Origin of the sequence: Paraburkholderia sp. UYCP14C (genome assembly GCF_004197395.1) — a bacterium.
Lineage (GTDB): Bacteria > Pseudomonadota > Gammaproteobacteria > Burkholderiales > Burkholderiaceae > Paraburkholderia.
Genome location: NZ_SELS01000024.1, coordinates 13,054 through 30,118, shown reverse-complemented (window position 1 = coordinate 30,118; position 17,065 = coordinate 13,054). Strand labels below are relative to the sequence as shown.

The window sequence follows — 17,065 nt, the reverse complement described above, 5'->3', positions numbered from 1 at the left end:
GCCTGCTGACCGTTACCTGCACCCCGCCCGTTCGTACATCGCCCGTTCGACGAGCGCGCGAATACGCCCGGTCAGGCTGTCGCGCAACGTGTCGTCGAGCGCGTTGCGCAGCCACGCCGCAGGAGCCGCGCCGGTGTGCGCGTCGTCCGCCGCGCTGAGCGTGTCGCGAACCCACGCGGCCACGTCGGGCGCAACGCCGTCGAACACGCCAGCGGCGAGCGCCGCGAGCAGCGCGATCTGATCGGCGACGCGCAACGCGTTGAACCGCGGCTGCGTGAGCAGCGCGCGAATCCGCTTGCCCCGCTCGATCTGCGCGTTGACGCGTGCGTCCGCGAGACCGCCGAAGCGGCTGAACATTTCGAGTTCGAGAAATTGCGCGTAGTCGAGCCGCAAGCGGCCCGCGACGTCGCGCAGCGCCGTATGCTGCGCCTTGCCGCCGACGCGGCTCACGCTCAAGCCCACATCCACGGCGGGCCGCTGGTTCGCGGCGAACAGCGCGGCGTCGAGCACGATCTGTCCGTCGGTGATCGAGATCAGGTTGGTCGGAATGTAGGCCGACAGATTGCCGGCGTCGGTCTCCGCGATCGGCAGCGCGGTCAGCGAACCGCCGCCGAGCGCGGGCGACAGTTTCGCCGCGCGTTCCAGCAGCCTCGCGTGCAGATAGAAAACGTCGCCGGGATACGCCTCGCGTCCGGGCGGCTCGCGCGTGAGCAACGCGAGCTCGCGATGCGTCGCCGCGTGCCTGGTCAGATCGTCGATCACGATCAACGCGTGCTGGCCGCGATCGCGAAAGAACTCGGCGATCGAAACCCCCGCGAACGGCGCGATCCATTGCAGGCCGGGCGGCGCGGCCGCCGAGGCGACGACGAAGATCGAGCGCTCGAACGCGCCCTGCTCGCGCACGGCGTCGATCACGCGCTGCACCGCGGTCGCGCGCTGCCCGACGGCGACATACACGCAGATCACGTCGCTGTGCTTCTGATTGACGATCGCCTCGACCGCGAGCGAGGTTTTGCCGGTCGCGCGATCGCCGATGATCAACTCGCGCTGTCCTCGCCCGATCGCGAACAGCGCATCGACGACGAGCACGCCGGTCTGCAACGGTTCGCTGACGAAGTCCCTCTCGATGATCGCGGGCGCCGCGCGCTCGACCGGCAAACGCGTGACGGCCGCGAGCGCCTCGCCGCCATCGAGCGGCCGGCCGAGCGGATCGACGACGCGGCCGAGCAGCGCGTCGCCGACCGGCACGTCGAGCACGCTGCCGGTTCCCGCGACGCGCATGCCGGCCCGCACCGTGTCGCCGCTATCGAGCAGCACGACGCTCGCGCTCGCCGCATCGAGCGAATGGATGAAGCCGCGCACGCCGCATTCGAGTTCGACGACCTCGTCGAGTGCGGCGTCGGGCAGACCCGACACGAACGCGATGCCATCGGCGATCTGTTCGACGCGGCCGATGCTCGCTGCTCTCGGTTCGAGCGCCACGCGCGCGAGCGCGGCGCGTTTGCGCGCGAGCCACGCGTCGGCGGTCGGCAACGCGTCGTCGGTGTCAGCGGGCGTGGCCATCGTCGCAAAGCAGTCCGACGCGAATCTGTTCGAGCTGGTCGCGCCAGCTATTGCGCACGACGGCGTGCGCGCCCGACAGTTCGAGCCCCGCGAGCAATGTGCGGTCGATGTCGGTGTCGAACCCGATCCGCTCTGCGAAGGCTGCCGCGAGCGCCGTTTCGCACGCGGTGCGCTCGTCGGGCGTCAACGCGCGCGGCGCGGTGACACGCAGCGGCGCGTCCGCGGCCAGCGCGGCGCGCGCGCCGGGCGACAAGCGGCGCACGCCGTCCGCGAGTCCGTCGATGAAGCCGGCGACCCGCACGTCCTGCGGCGAACGGTCGAGCAATTGATCGAGCAGCTTGCCCGCGATGTCGACCGCAAGCTGGGCGGCCGCCGCCGACGCCGCTTCGTCCTGTGCCGCGCGCTCGCGCTGCCGGTCCGCGGCCGCCTGCGTACGCAACCGCTCGGCCTCGTCGCGCGCGGCGTCGAGGAGTGCCGTGTGCTGCGTGCGTGCGTCGGCCTCGATCGTCGCGAACGCCTGCGCGCGCTGCGCGGCAAGCTGTTCGCGTTCGGCCCGCAACGCATCACGTTCGGCTTGCGCCGCGAGTTTCGCCGCGTTCGCGTCGCCGGTCAGCGCATTCGCGCTCGCCTGGCGCTCCGCGATGATCTTCGCGATCGGACGGAACAGAAAGCGCGCGAGCAGCCAGATCAGAATCAGCGCGTTGAGCGTCTGCAGCGCGAGCGTCGACCAGTCGATTTTCATCGTGCGCCCTACTTGACGAACGGGTTGGCGAACAGCAACAGCAGCGCGACCACGAGGCAATAGATCGCCATCGTCTCGATCATCGCGAGCCCGACGAACAGCGTGCGCGACAGCGTGCCGGCCGCGTCGGGCTGGCGCGCGATCGCGTCCATCGCGGCGGCCACCGCGCGGCCCTCGGCGAGCGCGGGCCCGATCGCGCCGAACGACACGGCGAGCGCCGCGGCGGCGATGCTGACGATTTCGATGAGGTTCATGCCTGTCCTTTCTGATTGTCGTGAACGGCAGCGCGCGACTCGCCGACGGCGGCGCCGATGAATACCATCGCCAGCACCGCGAAAATGTAAGCCTGCACCGCGCCGGTCAGCAGATCGAGCGCCATCAACGGAATCGGCACGAGCAGCCCGGCCAGCGACAACACGATGCCCACCACGAAGACGCCGCTCATCACGTTGCCGAACAGGCGCACCACCAGCGAAAACGTGCGCGTGATCTGTTCGACGAGATTCAGCGGGATCATCACCCACGCCGGTTCGGCGAAGGTCGCGAGATAGCCGCGCCAGCCGCGCGAGCGCACGCCGCATACCAGCGTCGCGGCGAGCACGACGAGCGCGAGCGCGGCATCGGTTTCCAGGTGCGCGGTGGGCGGCTCGACGCCCGGAATCAGCGACGACCAGTTCGCGATCAGCACGAACAGGAACAACGTGCCGATCAACGCGCGGTACGGCGCGGGCTCGGTCTGCATGGTGTCGCGGACCTGCGCATCGAGCGTGCTCACCAGCAGTTCGAGCGCGCTCTGCGTGCGCGACGGCTTGATGGACAGCTTGCGCGTGAGCCACACCGACACGATCGTCATCAGCGCCATGATCGCCCACGTGACGACCACCGGCGCGGTGATGACGAGCGGCCCGACGCGCGCGAGCGGCTCGGTGACGAGCGGCGAATGGATCACGACGCCGCCCGCCGCATGCCGAGCGCGACGCCGCGCGCCCACAGGAAACCGCCGATGCCGCCGAGCAACGTGAACGCGCCCGCTTTCGCGAGCAGCACGAACAAGGCGGCCGTTACCCCGAGCCGCGCCAGTTGCAGCGCGAACGCCCGCAGCACCCGTCCGCTCGCGAAATAGCCGACGTTCCAGCGCAGCGTCGCGAAGTGCACCGCCCCGGCCAGCAGGCCGATGGCCAGTCCGGTGGCGGCCAGCGCCAGCGTGTCGGTCAAATGAAACGTGCCTGGGTCAGTCACGATCCCTCCTTTGCTGTCGATGCATCCAGCGCCACGCGGACCATAAGCCGATGCCCGCGCCGATCATCAGAAGCGGTGCCGCAAAAAACACCCGCGTGCCCGCGACGCGGTCGAGCCAGCGTCCGAGCGCGAGGCCGAGCAGGATCGGCAGCACGATGGTCCAGCCGAGAATGCCGATCTGCCCGAGCCGCGCGCCCAGCGACGGCTCCGGGTTCGCGCGTGCTGCCCGCTCGCGGCTCGCCGCGCGCTGTGCGGCTTGCGCGACGCGATCGCCGGATTCGGCGGGTTTTCCGGCCGCCTCGCCACGTTCGCCGGGTTTGCCGGGTCCGCCGGGTTTGCCATCCTCTTTCCCGTTTGCCTGGCTGGCAGGAGGCCGCGCCGTCATCCCGGTTCTCCATGCGTGGCTTGCGGACGCAGATAGCGCAGCATCTGGCGCACGGCCCGCGCGTGCAGACGCGTCTGCTCCACTCGCGCGCGCCGCATCGCGTCGAGCTGCGCGGCACGCGTGCGGCGCACGTCCGCTTCGAGCGCTTCGAGCGAGTCGCCGAGCACCGCTTCGCGGCATGCAAGCGAAACGGCCGTGCCGCGCGACACGATCAGCACGCCGCCATCGACCGCGCAGTAATGCTCGCCGCCGTCCGCGGTGCGCCAGCGCATCACCGATGCGCTCAGCAGCGTCACCATGTCCGCATGCCCGACGCGCACGCCAAAAGCGCCGCTGTCATCCTCGGCGCGCACCGACACGACCGGCAGGCCGTCGACCATCACGCGCGCCGGTGTCGCGATCGTCAGGGAGAGGCCTTGCCGGGGCATCGCACGCTCCTCGTCACGCCGCGACGGCGCTCACGCCCGCCGGCTTGCCGCGGGCTTCGTTGTCGCGCGCCTCGTCCAGCGTGCCGACCATGTATAGCGAGCGCTCCTGCCAATCGTCGCACTCGCCGGCGAGAATCGCTTTGCAGCCGGCGATCGTATCGGCGAGCGCGACCGTTCTGCCCGGCTGTCCCGAGAATGCTTCGGTGACCGCGAACGGCTGCGTCAGAAAGCGCTGCAGACGCCGCGCGCGCTGCACGGCGCGGCGGTCGTCGATGCCGAGCTCCTCGATGCCGAGCAACGCGATCACGTCCTGCAGCTCGCGCTGGTGTTCGAGCACGCGCCGCACCTCGTTGGCGACCGCCGCGTGCTGCGCGCCGACCACGAGCGGATCGAGCAGGATCGACGACGACGCGAGCGGATCGATCGCCGGATACATGCCCTCGGCGGCGAGCGTGCGCGACAGCACGATCATGCTGTCGACGTGCGAGGCAATCGTCGTCACGGCGGGGTCGGTGAAATCGTCGGCGGGGACGTAGACGGCCTCGATCGCGGTGACCGCCGCGTTGCCGACCGACACGATGCGCTCCTGCAACGCCGCCACCTCGCTCGCGAGCGTCGGCTGATAGCCGACCCGCGACGGCATGCGCCCGAGCAGCCCCGACACTTCCGCGCCCGCCTGCACGAAGCGAAACACGTTGTCCATCAGCAGCAGCACGTTCTGGCCGCGTTCGTCGCGGAAGTACTCGGCGATCGTCAGCGCGGTGAGCGGCACGCGCCAGCGCGCACCGGGCGGCTCGTTCATCTGTCCATAGACGAGCACGGCGCGCGGCAGCACGCCCGAGCCGCGCATGTCCGACAGCATTTCGTGACCCTCGCGGGACCGCTCGCCGACGCCGGCGAACACCGACATGCCGCCGTAGCGCGCGGCCATCGCGTGAATCAGCTCCATCACGAGCACCGTCTTGCCGACGCCCGCGCCGCCGAACATCGCGGCCTTGCCGCCATGCGCGAGCGGTGTCAGCAGGTCGACGATCTTGATGCCGGTCTCGAACAGCCGCGTGGCACCGCGCTGCGCGGCGAGCGGCGGCGCGGCGCGATGGATCGGCCGGCGCTCGGCGGCCTCGGGCACGGGCGCGCCGCCATCGCGCATCACACCGGCGACGTCGAGCAGTCTGCCGAGCACCACGTCGCCGACCGGCACCTCGATCGGTCCCGCGCCGACCCGCACGGCGGCGCCGCGCGCGAGACCCGCGGTCGCCTGCAACGCCAGCGCCCGCAGCGTGCGCTCGCTGGTATGCGCCTGCGCTTCCGCGAGGATCGACGAACCATCCGGGCGCGCGATCCACAGCGCGGTGTCGACCGGCGGCAACTCGTGCGTGTCGAACTCGACGTCGACGACCGCGCCGCGCACGGCGCTCACGCGCCCGCTTGCGGCGACCGTGGCCGTGGGCGGTGCGATGTTCTGACGGGCTGCGCTTCCTGCAATCGGCACGTGACGCTCCAACGATCGGTTTCAAACCCCTTCACGATAGCGACACGCGCAGCATCGAATCCGCTCCTGCCGCCACGTGTCGGCTCGCCGCGCCCCGGCTACGACGCTTCGATCAACACCTTCAGCGCGCGCGTGCTCGCGGCGCTGGAGAACGTTTCGTAAGCCGAAAGAATATCGTCGAGCCGGAAGCGATGCGTGATCAGACGCGTCGGATCGATCCGCCCGGCCTTGACCGTCTTCAGCAGCATCGGCGTACTGACGGTATCGACGAGACGCGTCGTGATCGCGATGTTGCGGTCCCACAGCTTTTCCAGATGCAGATCGCACTTGACGCCATGCACACCGACGTTGGCGATGGTGCCGCCCGGCGCGACCAGCTCCTGGCAGAGTTCGAACGTCGCCGGAATGCCGACCGCTTCGATCACGCAATCGGCGCCTGCGGATTCCGTCAGCTGGAGCACCTGCGCGACCGCATCGGTGTGCGCGTTGTCGATGCACGCGGTCGCGCCGAAGCTTTGCGCGACCTCGAGCCGGTTGGCGTCAGGATCGATCATGATGATCTGCGCCGGCGAATAGAATTGCGCGGTCAACAGCGCCGCGAGCCCGATCGGCCCGGCGCCGACGATTGCAACCGTGCAGCCCGGCTGAACCTTGCCGTTGAGCACGCCGCATTCGAAGCCGGTCGGCAGAATGTCGGACAGCATCACGAGCGCCTCTTCGTCGAGGCCGGCCGGAATGCGATACAGACTGCTCTGCGCATGCGGAATGCGCACGTATTCGGCCTGCGTGCCGTCGATCCGGTTACCGAGAATCCAGCCGCCCGTCGTGCAATGCGAATACATGCCACGCCGGCAGTAGTCGCAGCGGCCGCACGAGGTGATGCACGAGATCAGCACGTGATCGCCGACGGCGAGCCCGCTCACCGCGTCGCCGACCTGATGCACGACACCCACGCCTTCGTGGCCGAGAATGCGGCCCGGCTCGCAGGTCGGCACGTCACCCTTGAGAATGTGCAGATCGGTGCCGCAGATGGTCGTGCGCGTGACTTTCACGATGGCATCGGTGGGCGCCGTGAGTTCGGGTATCGGCCGTTCGTCGAGCGACTTTTTGCCGGGACCGTGATAAACGAGTGCTTTCATGACGGACTTCTCCTGTGACCGGGATGAAACACGATGCGAGCCGGCAGACCTGTTCGCGCCTGAACCAGATCGAGTGTTGCGTCGGCTGGCGGCGGCGGGAAGTAATGCGGCACACGCTTACATCATGCGCCTGGGCATGATGGACAGCTTGATCTGGGTCAAGCATCGTAGGATCAGAGTTGTTTCATGAGCTGGTCGCGCGTCGGCGTCCCCGATTCCCTAATATCACTGCCATTTATTCAGAGCAGCATTTTCTATCGATTTGTCCGATCGACCGAGCCGCCGTATGCTCGGCTCAAATGCGCTAACCCTCGAACCTGAAATCGACGGCGGCGCCCCCACGAAACAGCTCGAACGTCGCAAGGAGACATCTGAACCCGGCAAGCCAGGGCCATCCCGGGCTTGCGAAGAGGCTTTCGTCCCTGCATCCTTCGCACTGAATTAACCGACGCACCGGTCGGTTAATAAACCACCGGTGCGTCGTTCACCGATCGGCCCGCGATTTATCCGCAACCAGCATGCAGCTCGAGAATCACACCTTTACCGATGCAGGCGAACACGCCGCGATGCTTCCTGGCTGGGAACAGCAGTATTTCCAGCTCGATAGCGGACAGTTTCACGGTCAACTCCAGCAAGTCGGCGTGGACGGCATTCACGTGTTCTACGAATCCGTGAATCGCCGCGTCGTGCAGCAGGGCAGCACGCCGAGCGACATGCTCGTGTTCGGCATCGTGCTCGACGCGAATTCGCCCGTCACCTTCGCGGACCGCTCCGTCACCGCCGACTCGATGATCTGCGCGCGCGCCAGCCGCGAGTTCTTCCTGCATTTTCCGGGTGAAACCGCACTCCTCGCTCTCGGCGTGAAGCTGCCCTTCCTGGCCGGACACCCGGAGCTGGCCGCGCGGCTCGAAAGCCGCCTGTCCAGCAAGACTTCCGTGATTCCGCTCACACCCGGCGCGCGCGAGCAGTTCATCGCGACGTGGCGTTACGTCACGGAGGAGGCATTCGCGCTGAACGCGTGCGCGCCGTCGGACCTGGCGCAGCGCCGTGTGTCGGCGCAGATTCTCGACATGCTCGACGCGCTGGTCGACGGCGGCGTGCGCGACGAAAAAACCGACATCACGTGGATGTCGCAGAGCGACGTGGTCGCACGCGCGCACGAGATGATCCTCGCGCGCCCGCTGGAGCCCGTGACCGTGCAGGAGCTGTGCGAATCGCTGCGGATCAGCCGGCGCACGGTACAGACGAGCTTTCGTCTGGTGACCGGCAAATCGCCGGTCGAGTACATGCGCGCGATCCGGCTGAATCACGTGCGCCAGCTGCTGCGCAAATCGTCGCCGGTCGAGCTGACCGTGCGCGATGCCGCGCAACGGTGGGGCTTTTTTCACTCGGGACACTTCACGCAGGACTATCGCGAGCTGTTCGAGGCGATGCCGTCGGACAATCGCACTCGCTAGACCAGCGCCAGGCGAGACGGATCGAAAGGCGAAAGGTGATGCGGATCGAAAAGCCGGGGCACGTCCCCGGCTTTTTGCTGTCCGCGCCCCGCTTTTACCTGCTCCTCAGATACTCTTCGACAGCCGAGATCGCATAGTCGATCAGCACCGGCGTCAGCGTCTTCGCGGTATCCGTATGCTTTCTTCTGTGCACCCAGCCCAGATACGTCGTGCTGCGCGCGGCCATGAACAGCGGCAACTGCCGCAATTGCTCGTCGGGCAACGGCCGATGCGAGCGATAGCCGGCCACGAATGCCTGCATGGCCGTATCGAAGAACGGCTCGCCGCGGATGAAGTAGAGCGAGGTCGCCACGTCGAACAGATGCCAGCCAAAGCCCGCATCGTCGAAATCGATCACGCGCACGCGCTCGCCGTCCACCAGCACGTTCTCCGGCACCAGATCGGCGTGGATCAGGCCGAACTGGCCGAGGTCCTTGCCATGGGCGCTCAGGTCGGTCCAGATCGCCTCGCGCGCGCGTTCGAACAGACGCCGCTGCGACGCGCCCAGTTGCTCCAGTTCCCAGTAGCGTCCCCACAACGGCCCGTCGCCCGCCAGCCCCTGTTCGCACCAGCTATGCCGGCTGAAGCCGTCGGGCGCGCGCCACGCGCTCGTGTGGTTGTGCATGCGCGCCGCGATGCCGCCGAGCGTGCGATAGCGCTGCGCAACATCGCCCTCGCCGCCGTCGAGACCCGATTCGAGCGCGCCCAGCTGGCGCCCGTCGACCCATTCGAGCACGTCGATCTGGCGGCCCGCGGGCAGCTCGTCGCTGTGCACGCGCTCGAACGGCCGTCCCTCGCGCGAGCTCACCACCCGCGGCACCTCGATGCCCGCGCCGGCGAGCGCGCGCATCCATTCGAACTCGGAGTGGAGCGCCGCGTCGTCGTGATAGCCGAGCCGGTGGATCCGCAGCACGGCGCGCCGGCCGTCCCGGGTATCGACGCGAAACACCGCGTTCTCGCGGATCTTGATCGGCGCGATGCTCGGCTCGTCGAGATCCCAGAGCCCGAGCGCCCGGGTGGCGAGACGTTGCAGCGCGAACGCGTCCTCTGACGCGCGCGCGTCTTCTGTACCTGTCATGGCGGGTCCTGTCAGAGGGAGCGGAGCACGGCGTCGAGCGTGTCGATCAGCTGGTCGGCGTGGGCCGTCGCAAACGGCATCGGCGGGCGAATCTTCAGGATGTTGTCGTGCACGCCGATCCGGCTGATCAGCACGCCGCGCTCGCGCATCGCATTGACGACGCGGCGCGCCACGCCGCCGGCCGGCGTCTTCGTTGCCCGGTCTTCGACCATCTCGACCGCGAAGAACAGGCCGCTGCCGCGCACGTCGCCGATCGCCGCATGTTTCGCCGCGAGCCCGCGCAGCTTGTCGAGCACATAGTGGCCGACGCTCTGCGCATTGCGCTGCAGCCCCTCGTCGGCGATCACGTCGAGCACCGCCATGCCGGCCGCGCACGACACCGGGTTACCCGCGAACGTGTTGAAGTACATCGGATTGCGCTCGGCGAAGTCCTCCATCAGCTCGCGGCGCGCCACCACGCCGGCCAGCGGATGGCCGTTGCCCATCGGCTTGCCCATCGTGACGATGTCGGGCGTCACGCCGAGCTTCTGATGTCCCCAGAAATGCGAGCCGAAACGCGCGAAGCCGCCCTGCACTTCGTCGGAAATGTAGACGCCGCCCGCGCGCCGCACCTTCTCCACCGCGCGCGCCAGATAACCCGCCGGCACGTCCGGCAGACCCTCGCACGACAGTCCCGAGCACATCAGCAGACCGGCGACGCGCACGCCGTCGGCCGCGAAGGCGTCGATGGCCGCCTGCACCTCGTTCGCGTAGCGTTCCGCGAGTTCGTCTTCGCTCATGTCGCCGCGCTCGCGATACGGATCGATGACCGGAATCGTGCGCACGTAGCGCCCGCGCTGCTCTTTGGTCGACAGAAACGAGCTGACCTGCACCACTGCCGCCGTGTTGCCGTGATACGAATGCGCGGTGCAGATGATGCCCATATTGCCTGTGCATTCGCGCGCGATGCGCAAAGCGAGCTCGTTCGCTTCGCTGCCGGTGCAGCAGAACATCACCATCGGCAGCGACGCGTCGAAGGTCGATACGAGCCGCTCGCCATACGCGACGATGTTCTCGTGCAGATAGCGCGTGCTCGTGTTCAACTGCGACGCTTGCCGCACGATCGCGTCGGTCACGCGCGGATGGCAGTGCCCGACATGCGGCACGTTGTTGTACGCATCGAGATAGCGTCGGCCGTTGGCGTCGTAGAGCCAGACGCCCTCGCCGCGCACCAGATGCAGCGGCTCGTCGTAGAACAGCGGCGCGCGTTTGCCGAGCACGCGGTAGCGGCGTTGCAACAGATTCTGATCAGGCATGAGGGGTCTCCGTGACCGGGGCGGCGTCGGCGTTCGAGCTGGTCTCGCGCAGCATCAGCGCGTGACGGCGCACCGGGAGGTAGATGAGGAACCAGCTCGCGACGAACAGCGCGACGCCGGAGCCAATGACTTTCGAGTAGCTGCCGGACGCGATGACCGAGGCGGCGAGCGCGGGACCGGTCGCGAGACCGATCATCTGCATCGCGGTCGCCGCGAGCACCATGCGCCCGCGCCGGTCGAACACGGCCATTGCCGACAGCAAGGCCGGCTGGGCCACGTTCCAGAAGAAGTTGTAGACGCAGACGACCAGCGCGAAGATCGCGAAGCTCGTATGCGCGGTCAGCAGAAGCAGGCACAACGACCCGCCGAGCACGCTCGCCGTGAGCGCGCGCGAGCGGCCGATGCGCGCGCCGAATGCACCGAATGCCCACGCGCCCAGCACGCCCATGAACTGCGACAGCGTCAGCGCGTTGGCGACCTGCTGCTCGCCGAGGCCGTCGTCGGTGCCGATCAGGAACAGGTACGCCCACACGATGCCCTGCGCGACGAAGTACAGCAGCATCGCGAGCAGCGCGGATGCTTTCGCGTGCGTGGGCAGCTCGATCGCGTTCGCGTCGGAATGCGGCGCGCTCTCGCCGCCACGCGGCAGAAACCGCACAAACGGCAGCACCAGCAACGGAAACGCGGCGAAGAAGAACAGCAGCAGCTGCATGCCGCCGAGCGCGAACGCGCTCGGCACCAGCCACAAGCCCAGCGCGCCATAGATCATCACCCACATGATCATGTAGCCGAAGTTGCGGTCCGGATTCGCGCTCAGCCCGACCGCCGCGAAGCTCAGCGAGATCAGGCCGCCCGCGCCGACGCCGACGAGGAATCGCCACACCAGAAAGACGCCATGATCGGGCGTGAACGCGGAGGCCGCGTTACCGGCCGCCATCAGCAGGATCGACAGCACGATCACCGTGCGCCAGTTCACGCGCTTCGCGACGAGCGGCAGCAGGATCGAGCTCAGCGCGATGCCCCACACCTCCACCGACGCCGCGTAGCCCGCCGCCACCGCGTCGAAACCGAGGTACTTGACGAAGCCCTCGACGACCGCGGGCTGGACGATGAACACTTCCGGCCCGACCACGCCCGCGAGAATCGCAACCCACAGGCGTGCCCGGGAATTCGAATCCGTCTGTTCGCGCATGTCGCTGTCCCGCAGATCGACTGATGACGTATTCATGGTGCGTTGACCCCTCGAGTGTAGGCCTCAGTAGGCGAAGCAGACCGATTTCGTCTCGGTGTACGCGTCGATGATCGCGCGCCCATGCTCGCGTCCGACGCCCGACGACTTGAAGCCGCCGAACGGCAACGCCGGATCGACCATGTTGTGCGAATTGACCCACACGGTGCCCGCTTCCATGCGATCGACGACGCGCAAAGCCTTGTCGAGCTGATTGGTCCACACGCTCGCGCCGAGGCCGTACTCGCTCGAATTCGCGGCGCTGATCGCTTCTTCCAGATCGTCGTAGGGCATCGCGACCAGCACCGGGCCGAACACTTCCTCGTTGACGAGCGACAGCGGCCGGCGCGCTTCGTTGGCGACCACGGTCGGGCGCACGAAATAGCCGGCGCCGTCCCGCGCCGAGCCGCCCGCGACGATCTCGCCGCCCTGCGCGCGGCCTTCGGCGATCATGCCGACGACCTTGTCGCGATGACGCGCCGACACGAGCGGGCCCATCTGGGTCGTCTCGTCGAAACCGGAACCGAGCACGAGGCTATTGGCGACCTGCGCGACGCCTTCGACGATCTGCGCGTACATCGAGCGCGGCACATAGAGGCGCGAGCCCGCCGTGCACACCTGGCCGTGATTGAAGAAGATCGCGTTGGCCGCGCCTTCGATCGCCTTGCGCGGGTCGCAGTCGTCGAGCACGATCACCGGGCTCTTGCCGCCCAGTTCGAGCGACACGCGGCGGATGTCGCGGCCGCATTGCGCGCCGATCAGACGCCCCACTTCGGTCGAGCCCGTGAACGTCACCTTGTCGACGTCGGGGTGACGCACCAGCGCCGCGCCCGCGGTTTCGCCACGGCCGGTGACGACGTTCAGCACGCCCGCCGGAAAGCCGGCTTCGAGCGCGAGCTCGGCCAGGCGGATCGCGGTCAGCGGCGTTTCCTCGGCGGGCTTGAGCACCACCGTGCAGCCGCAGGCAAGCGCCGGCGCGATCTTCCACACCGCCATCAGCAGCGGGAAATTCCACGGCACGATCGCGGCGACTACGCCGGCCGGCACGCGCTGCGTCGACGCGCGATACTGCACGCCCGGCGGAAAGCTGAGAGACAGATCGACCGTGCTGCCTTCGATCTTGGTCGCCCAGCCGGCCATATAGCGCAGCCATTGCGCGCTGCCGCCCACTTCGAGCATGCGCGAGAAACCCAGCAGCTTGCCCTGGTTCAGGGTTTCGAGCGCGGCGAGTTCGTCGCCGTGCTGCTCGACCAGATCGGCGAGCTTGAGCAGCAGATGTTCGCGCGCGGCCGGCGGCATGCGGCGCCATTCGTTCGATTCGAACGCGCTCTTCGCGACGGCCACGGCGGCCGCGACGTCCTCGGCGTCGCCGTCGGGCAGCTGGGCGATTTCACGGCCGCTCGCCGGGTCGTAGACCGCGAAGGTTTTGCCGCTGCGCGCGTCGACGGCACGGCCGCCGACGATCATTTGGGTGCGAAGGTTCGCAAGCAATGCTTCGATTTTCATGTCTGCTCCTGATTGATCTTGTTGATCCTGGTTATTGGGCGATTACGCCTTGTTTGGAAAACAGCACGGGCGAGCCGTCGTTGTTCAACACCAGCGCGGTCAGCGCGTCGCGGCCCGGCAACTGCTTCGCCACGAACTCACGCGCGCCCGGCTGCTTCACCGTGACGGAGCCGTCGAGCGCTACGGCGGCCACGCCGTGCGCATTCGCAACGAGATCGGTGATCGAATCGTTGGCGCCGGATGCCACCGTCTGCCACGTCGCGCCGGCGTCGCCGCTCGCGAACAGATTGCCGCGCAGCCCGCCCACGTAGACCGTGCGATCGGGCGCCACCACACCGCTCCACAGCGTGCCCTTGTAGCCGGTGTGCAGCGCCTGCCAGCTCGCGCCGTCATTGCTCGACCTGAACACGGTGCCCTGCTCGGCCGCGATATAGACGTCCTTGTCCGGGCCCGCGAACACCGAGAAGAAATTCAGTCCGCTCTTGCCGGCGCCGCCGCCCGCACCCTGGTCGACCTGCTGGGTCTTCCAGGTGGCGCCGCCGTCGTCGGTCGTGACGAGCAGCGACCACAGGCCCACGGCCCAGCCGTGCCGGTCGTCGCGGAACGCGATCGAGAACAGCGGCTGGTCGACGCTGGTATCCGAGCGCTGCACGCGCCAGGTCTCGCCGCCGTCGTCGGTGTGCAGCACGACGCCCCAGTGCCCCGCCGCCCAGCCGTGCCGCGCATCGGCGAAGGTGACCGAGGTCAGCGTGGCATTGGCCGGCACGTCGTGCGCCTGGCGGAAATGCGCGCCGTTGTCGTCCGACAGCAGAATCACGCCGTGTTCGCCGACCGCGACGATGCGGCTGCCCGCGAGCGTCGCGCCGAGCATCATCGAGCGCTCGGCGCCGTCGCGATGCTTCGCGGCCGCCAGCGCGAGTTTGGTATCGGGCGCGTCACCGGCGAACGCGTCGTGCGCGCCGGTGAGCGCTGCGAGCAACGCGAGCGCTGCCGCGCAGGCGATCTTCAGACTCCTGGTCTTTTGCATGATGGTTGTCCTCGTGGCGCGCTAGTGGGAGAAGAAGCTCGAACTCTTGACCGCCGAGCGGCGCGGAAAGAGCCGCGTGAGCCAGACCGCCAGCGCGGGCAGTGCCGTCATCGCCATCACCAGATTGACGATGAACATGAACGCGAGCAGCTTGCCCATGTCCGCCTGGAACTTGAGCGCCGAGAAGCTCCACGTTGCGACACCGACCGCCAGCGTGATCGCCGTGAAGATCGTCGCCACGCCCACTTCGAGAATCGACTGCTCGACCGCCTTCACGATCGGCATGTCATGCGACAGATGCTGCTGCAGGCGGTTGTAGATGTAGAACGCGTAATCGACGCCGATGCCGACCGCGAGCACCATCACCGGCAGCGTCGCGACCGTCAGCCCGATCTGCAGCTGCTTCATGAACCAGTAGCCGATGAAGGTCGCCACCGTGAGCGGCAGGCAACATGCGATCACCGCGCGGAAGTCGCGATACGCGAGCAGCACGAGCACGACGATCGCCGCGTACACGTAGAGCATCATCGGCAATTCGCTGCGCGCCACTTCGTCGTTGGTCGCGGCCAGCACGCCCGCATTACCGGCCGCGAGGCGAATCGTCACGCCGTTCAGGTGGTTGTCCGCGCGATAGGTCTTGACCGCGTCGATCACGCGATTGATCGTCGTGGCCTTGTGATCCGACAGGAACAGATGCACCGCCGTCATCCGGCAGTCCTTCGTCATGTAGCCGCGCACGCGGTTGATCTCCGCGCTCAGCGCCGCATAGTTGGTCGGATCGATCGGCACCACGAACATCTTCGGATTGCCTTCGTTGTAGCCCTCGTTGTAGGTGCGCAGCATCTGCGGATACGAGCTGACCGACACGACACCCGGCACACGATTCATCGACGAGACGAAGTCGTCCTCGAAGATGCCCAGACGCGGATCGGTGCAATCGCCCGATTTCGGTGTTTCAAATACGACCGTGAGCCAGTCGAGGCCGACGTCGTAGCTGCTGGAGATCGCCACCGCGTCTTCGTTGAAACGCGAGTCGGCGCGCAATTCGGGCGCACCCGGCTGCAGCGTGCCGACCACGCGATCGCGGCTTTGCCACACCGCCACGCCGAACACCAACGCCGTCACGGCCAGCGTGATCGCGGCATTGCGCGGTTCGGCCACGCGGGCCAGCACACGCAGCCAGTGCGCGCGCCGCTCGCGCGCGGCGAGCGCGCGGTCCGCGTATTCCTTGGTGAAATGCAGGCACGACGCGACGACCGGCAGCATCACGAGGTTCGTCACGATCTTGTAGCCGACGCCAAGCGATGCGGTGATCGCGAGTTCGCGCACCATCGGAATCGGGATCAGCAGCAGCGTGACGAACGACACCAGCGCGGTGACGAGCGCGAGCGTGCCCGGAATCAGCAGGCCGCTGAAGCTGTGGCGCGCGGCTTCCATCGGCGTGCGGCCGTGCGACAGTTCACGCACGATGAAGTTGATCTGCTGGATACCGTGCGATACGCCGATCGCGAACACCAGAAACGGCACCAGCACCGCGAGCGGATCGAGGCCGAAGCCGAGGATGCGCAAGGTGCCGAACTGCCACACGAGCGAGGTCAGCGAGCACGCGATCGGCAGGATCGTGAAGCGCAGCGAGCGGCTGTACCAATAGACGGCACCCGCCGTCAGCACCAGTGCCAGCGCGCAGAACACCAGCACGCCCGACGCGCCGTCGGCGATATCGCCGATCTGCTTCGCGAAGCCGATGATCTGCACCTGGTAGTCGCCGTTCTCGTACGGCTTGCGCAGTTTCTCTTCGAGGATGTGGTTGAAGGCCACGTAGTCGAGCGCGTTGCCGTTCGCATCGCGCTCGTTCAGCTCGGCCGTGACCATCGCGCTCGTCTGGTCGCGCGACACCAGCACGCCGACGTAGCCGCCCGCCGAGGTCGACTGGCGAATCGCGGCGATCTTCCCGTCCGTCAGACTTTCCGGTGTGATCGTGCCGTCGATCAGCGGGTCCGCGCGAAAGCCGTCTTCGGTGATTTCATTGACGAAGGAATTCGGCGTCCACAGCGACTGCACGCCGCCGCGATCGACGTCGGGCAGATAGCCGACGGCCTGGGTGATCTGATAGAGCCGCGTGAGGCCTTCGCGCGTCCAGATGGTGCCGTTGCGCGCCTTCAGCACGACCGTGATCCGGTTCGCGCCAAGCAGGTCGTTCCGGTATTCCCGGAACGTTTTCACGTATTCGTGCTGGGTCGGAATCTGCTTGTCGAATCCCGCATCCATGCGCAACTGCAACGCGAACACGGCCATCACCACCGTGAAGACCGCGATCACGCCGAGCGTGATCGCGCGATGCCCGAACAGGAACGCCTCGAGCTTGCTTACCAGACGATTCAACACATTGCGCCCCTCAAAGTCTGCTGCTGATCCACGGTGCGCGCCCGCGACGGGCGTGCACCTGC

General features: G+C 67.6%; 17 protein-coding genes. 2 read left to right on the top strand and 15 right to left on the bottom strand.

Annotated elements, in window-relative coordinates; genetic code table 11:
• Nucleotides 1-12 precede the first annotated feature (12 nt).
• From EVC45_RS22180 to EVC45_RS22140, 9 genes are all read right to left on the bottom strand, one after another.
• A complete protein-coding gene (locus EVC45_RS22180) occupies nucleotides 13-1,563 on the bottom strand; it encodes a F0F1 ATP synthase subunit alpha (protein WP_129960381.1) in 1,551 nt (516 codons plus the stop codon).
• On the bottom strand, nucleotides 1,547-2,305 hold the full coding sequence (locus tag EVC45_RS22175; RefSeq protein WP_129960380.1) for a F0F1 ATP synthase subunit B: 759 nt from the start codon (nucleotides 2,303-2,305) through the stop codon (nucleotides 1,547-1,549). The genes EVC45_RS22180 and EVC45_RS22175 overlap by 17 nt, the downstream gene beginning before the upstream one ends.
• A gap of 8 nt (nucleotides 2,306-2,313) precedes the next feature.
• Nucleotides 2,314-2,559: a F0F1 ATP synthase subunit C gene (locus EVC45_RS22170; RefSeq protein ID WP_129960379.1), complete on the bottom strand. Its 246-nt coding sequence runs from the start codon at nucleotides 2,557-2,559 to the stop codon at nucleotides 2,314-2,316.
• Entirely contained in the window at nucleotides 2,556-3,254 is a 699-nt protein-coding gene (locus tag EVC45_RS22165; RefSeq protein WP_129960378.1) for a F0F1 ATP synthase subunit A, read from the bottom strand. Before EVC45_RS22165 ends, EVC45_RS22170 begins: the two co-directional genes overlap by 4 nt.
• On the bottom strand, nucleotides 3,251-3,544 hold the full coding sequence (locus EVC45_RS22160) for an ATP synthase subunit I (RefSeq protein WP_129960377.1): 294 nt from the start codon (nucleotides 3,542-3,544) through the stop codon (nucleotides 3,251-3,253). The genes EVC45_RS22165 and EVC45_RS22160 overlap by 4 nt, the downstream gene beginning before the upstream one ends.
• On the bottom strand, nucleotides 3,537-3,929 hold the full coding sequence (locus tag EVC45_RS22155; RefSeq protein ID WP_129960376.1) for an AtpZ/AtpI family protein: 393 nt from the start codon (nucleotides 3,927-3,929) through the stop codon (nucleotides 3,537-3,539). The genes EVC45_RS22160 and EVC45_RS22155 overlap by 8 nt, the downstream gene beginning before the upstream one ends.
• Nucleotides 3,926-4,357, bottom strand: a complete 432-nt coding sequence (locus tag EVC45_RS22150) for a F0F1 ATP synthase subunit epsilon (RefSeq protein WP_129960375.1) — start codon at nucleotides 4,355-4,357, stop codon at nucleotides 3,926-3,928. Before EVC45_RS22150 ends, EVC45_RS22155 begins: the two co-directional genes overlap by 4 nt.
• A gap of 13 nt (nucleotides 4,358-4,370) precedes the next feature.
• Nucleotides 4,371-5,843 carry a F0F1 ATP synthase subunit beta gene (gene atpD, locus EVC45_RS22145; protein ID WP_211193460.1) on the bottom strand — a complete coding sequence of 491 codons (1,473 nt, stop codon included), beginning with the start codon at nucleotides 5,841-5,843 and terminating at the stop codon, nucleotides 4,371-4,373.
• Nucleotides 5,844-5,947: 104 nt separating this feature from the next.
• On the bottom strand, nucleotides 5,948-6,988 hold the full coding sequence (locus EVC45_RS22140; protein ID WP_129960374.1) for a zinc-dependent alcohol dehydrogenase family protein: 1,041 nt from the start codon (nucleotides 6,986-6,988) through the stop codon (nucleotides 5,948-5,950).
• Here EVC45_RS22140 and EVC45_RS22135 point away from each other — a divergent pair.
• Nucleotides 6,987-7,178, top strand: coding sequence for a hypothetical protein (locus EVC45_RS22135; RefSeq protein WP_129960373.1), 192 nt, complete (start codon nucleotides 6,987-6,989; stop codon nucleotides 7,176-7,178). The genes EVC45_RS22140 and EVC45_RS22135 overlap by 2 nt on opposite strands.
• 328 nt (nucleotides 7,179-7,506) lie before the next feature.
• Complete coding sequence (locus EVC45_RS22130) at nucleotides 7,507-8,445, top strand: helix-turn-helix domain-containing protein (RefSeq protein ID WP_129960372.1); 939 nt, start codon at nucleotides 7,507-7,509, stop codon at nucleotides 8,443-8,445.
• 94 nt (nucleotides 8,446-8,539) lie between these two features.
• Here EVC45_RS22130 and EVC45_RS22125 read toward each other — a convergent pair whose 3' ends face one another.
• From EVC45_RS22125 to EVC45_RS22100, 6 genes are read right to left on the bottom strand one after another with little or no spacing between them, the layout of a single operon-like run.
• Nucleotides 8,540-9,562 (bottom strand): phosphotransferase enzyme family protein, encoded by a 1,023-nt coding sequence (locus EVC45_RS22125; RefSeq protein ID WP_129960371.1) that lies wholly within the window; start codon nucleotides 9,560-9,562, stop codon nucleotides 8,540-8,542.
• A gap of 11 nt (nucleotides 9,563-9,573) precedes the next feature.
• Nucleotides 9,574-10,857, bottom strand: coding sequence for an aminotransferase class III-fold pyridoxal phosphate-dependent enzyme (locus tag EVC45_RS22120; protein WP_129960370.1), 1,284 nt, complete (start codon nucleotides 10,855-10,857; stop codon nucleotides 9,574-9,576).
• Nucleotides 10,850-12,085, bottom strand: coding sequence for an MFS transporter (locus EVC45_RS22115; protein WP_129960369.1), 1,236 nt, complete (start codon nucleotides 12,083-12,085; stop codon nucleotides 10,850-10,852). The genes EVC45_RS22120 and EVC45_RS22115 overlap by 8 nt, the downstream gene beginning before the upstream one ends.
• 27 nt (nucleotides 12,086-12,112) lie before the next feature.
• A complete protein-coding gene (styD, locus tag EVC45_RS22110; protein ID WP_129960368.1) occupies nucleotides 12,113-13,591 on the bottom strand; it encodes a phenylacetaldehyde dehydrogenase StyD in 1,479 nt (492 codons plus the stop codon).
• Nucleotides 13,592-13,622: 31 nt separating this feature from the next.
• On the bottom strand, nucleotides 13,623-14,618 hold the full coding sequence (locus EVC45_RS22105) for a YCF48-related protein (protein ID WP_129960367.1): 996 nt from the start codon (nucleotides 14,616-14,618) through the stop codon (nucleotides 13,623-13,625).
• 21 nt (nucleotides 14,619-14,639) lie between these two features.
• Entirely contained in the window at nucleotides 14,640-17,003 is a 2,364-nt protein-coding gene (locus EVC45_RS22100; protein ID WP_129960366.1) for an RND family transporter, read from the bottom strand.
• Nucleotides 17,004-17,065: the final 62 nt, after the last annotated feature.

Coding starts and splice junctions, on each gene's coding strand:
- EVC45_RS22180 (WP_129960381.1), bottom strand. CDS start 1,563: ATGGCCACGCCCGCTGACACCGACGACGCGTTGCCGACCGCCGACGCG.
- EVC45_RS22175 (WP_129960380.1), bottom strand. CDS start 2,305: ATGAAAATCGACTGGTCGACGCTCGCGCTGCAGACGCTCAACGCGCTG.
- EVC45_RS22170 (WP_129960379.1), bottom strand. CDS start 2,559: ATGAACCTCATCGAAATCGTCAGCATCGCCGCCGCGGCGCTCGCCGTG.
- EVC45_RS22155 (WP_129960376.1), bottom strand. CDS start 3,929: ATGACGGCGCGGCCTCCTGCCAGCCAGGCAAACGGGAAAGAGGATGGC.
- EVC45_RS22150 (WP_129960375.1), bottom strand. CDS start 4,357: ATGCCCCGGCAAGGCCTCTCCCTGACGATCGCGACACCGGCGCGCGTG.
- EVC45_RS22135 (WP_129960373.1), top strand. CDS start 6,987: ATGACGGACTTCTCCTGTGACCGGGATGAAACACGATGCGAGCCGGCA.
- EVC45_RS22140 (WP_129960374.1), bottom strand. CDS start 6,988: ATGAAAGCACTCGTTTATCACGGTCCCGGCAAAAAGTCGCTCGACGAA.
- EVC45_RS22130 (WP_129960372.1), top strand. CDS start 7,507: ATGCAGCTCGAGAATCACACCTTTACCGATGCAGGCGAACACGCCGCG.
- EVC45_RS22125 (WP_129960371.1), bottom strand. CDS start 9,562: ATGACAGGTACAGAAGACGCGCGCGCGTCAGAGGACGCGTTCGCGCTG.
- EVC45_RS22120 (WP_129960370.1), bottom strand. CDS start 10,857: ATGCCTGATCAGAATCTGTTGCAACGCCGCTACCGCGTGCTCGGCAAA.
- EVC45_RS22115 (WP_129960369.1), bottom strand. CDS start 12,085: ATGAATACGTCATCAGTCGATCTGCGGGACAGCGACATGCGCGAACAG.
- styD (WP_129960368.1), bottom strand. CDS start 13,591: ATGAAAATCGAAGCATTGCTTGCGAACCTTCGCACCCAAATGATCGTC.
- EVC45_RS22105 (WP_129960367.1), bottom strand. CDS start 14,618: ATGCAAAAGACCAGGAGTCTGAAGATCGCCTGCGCGGCAGCGCTCGCG.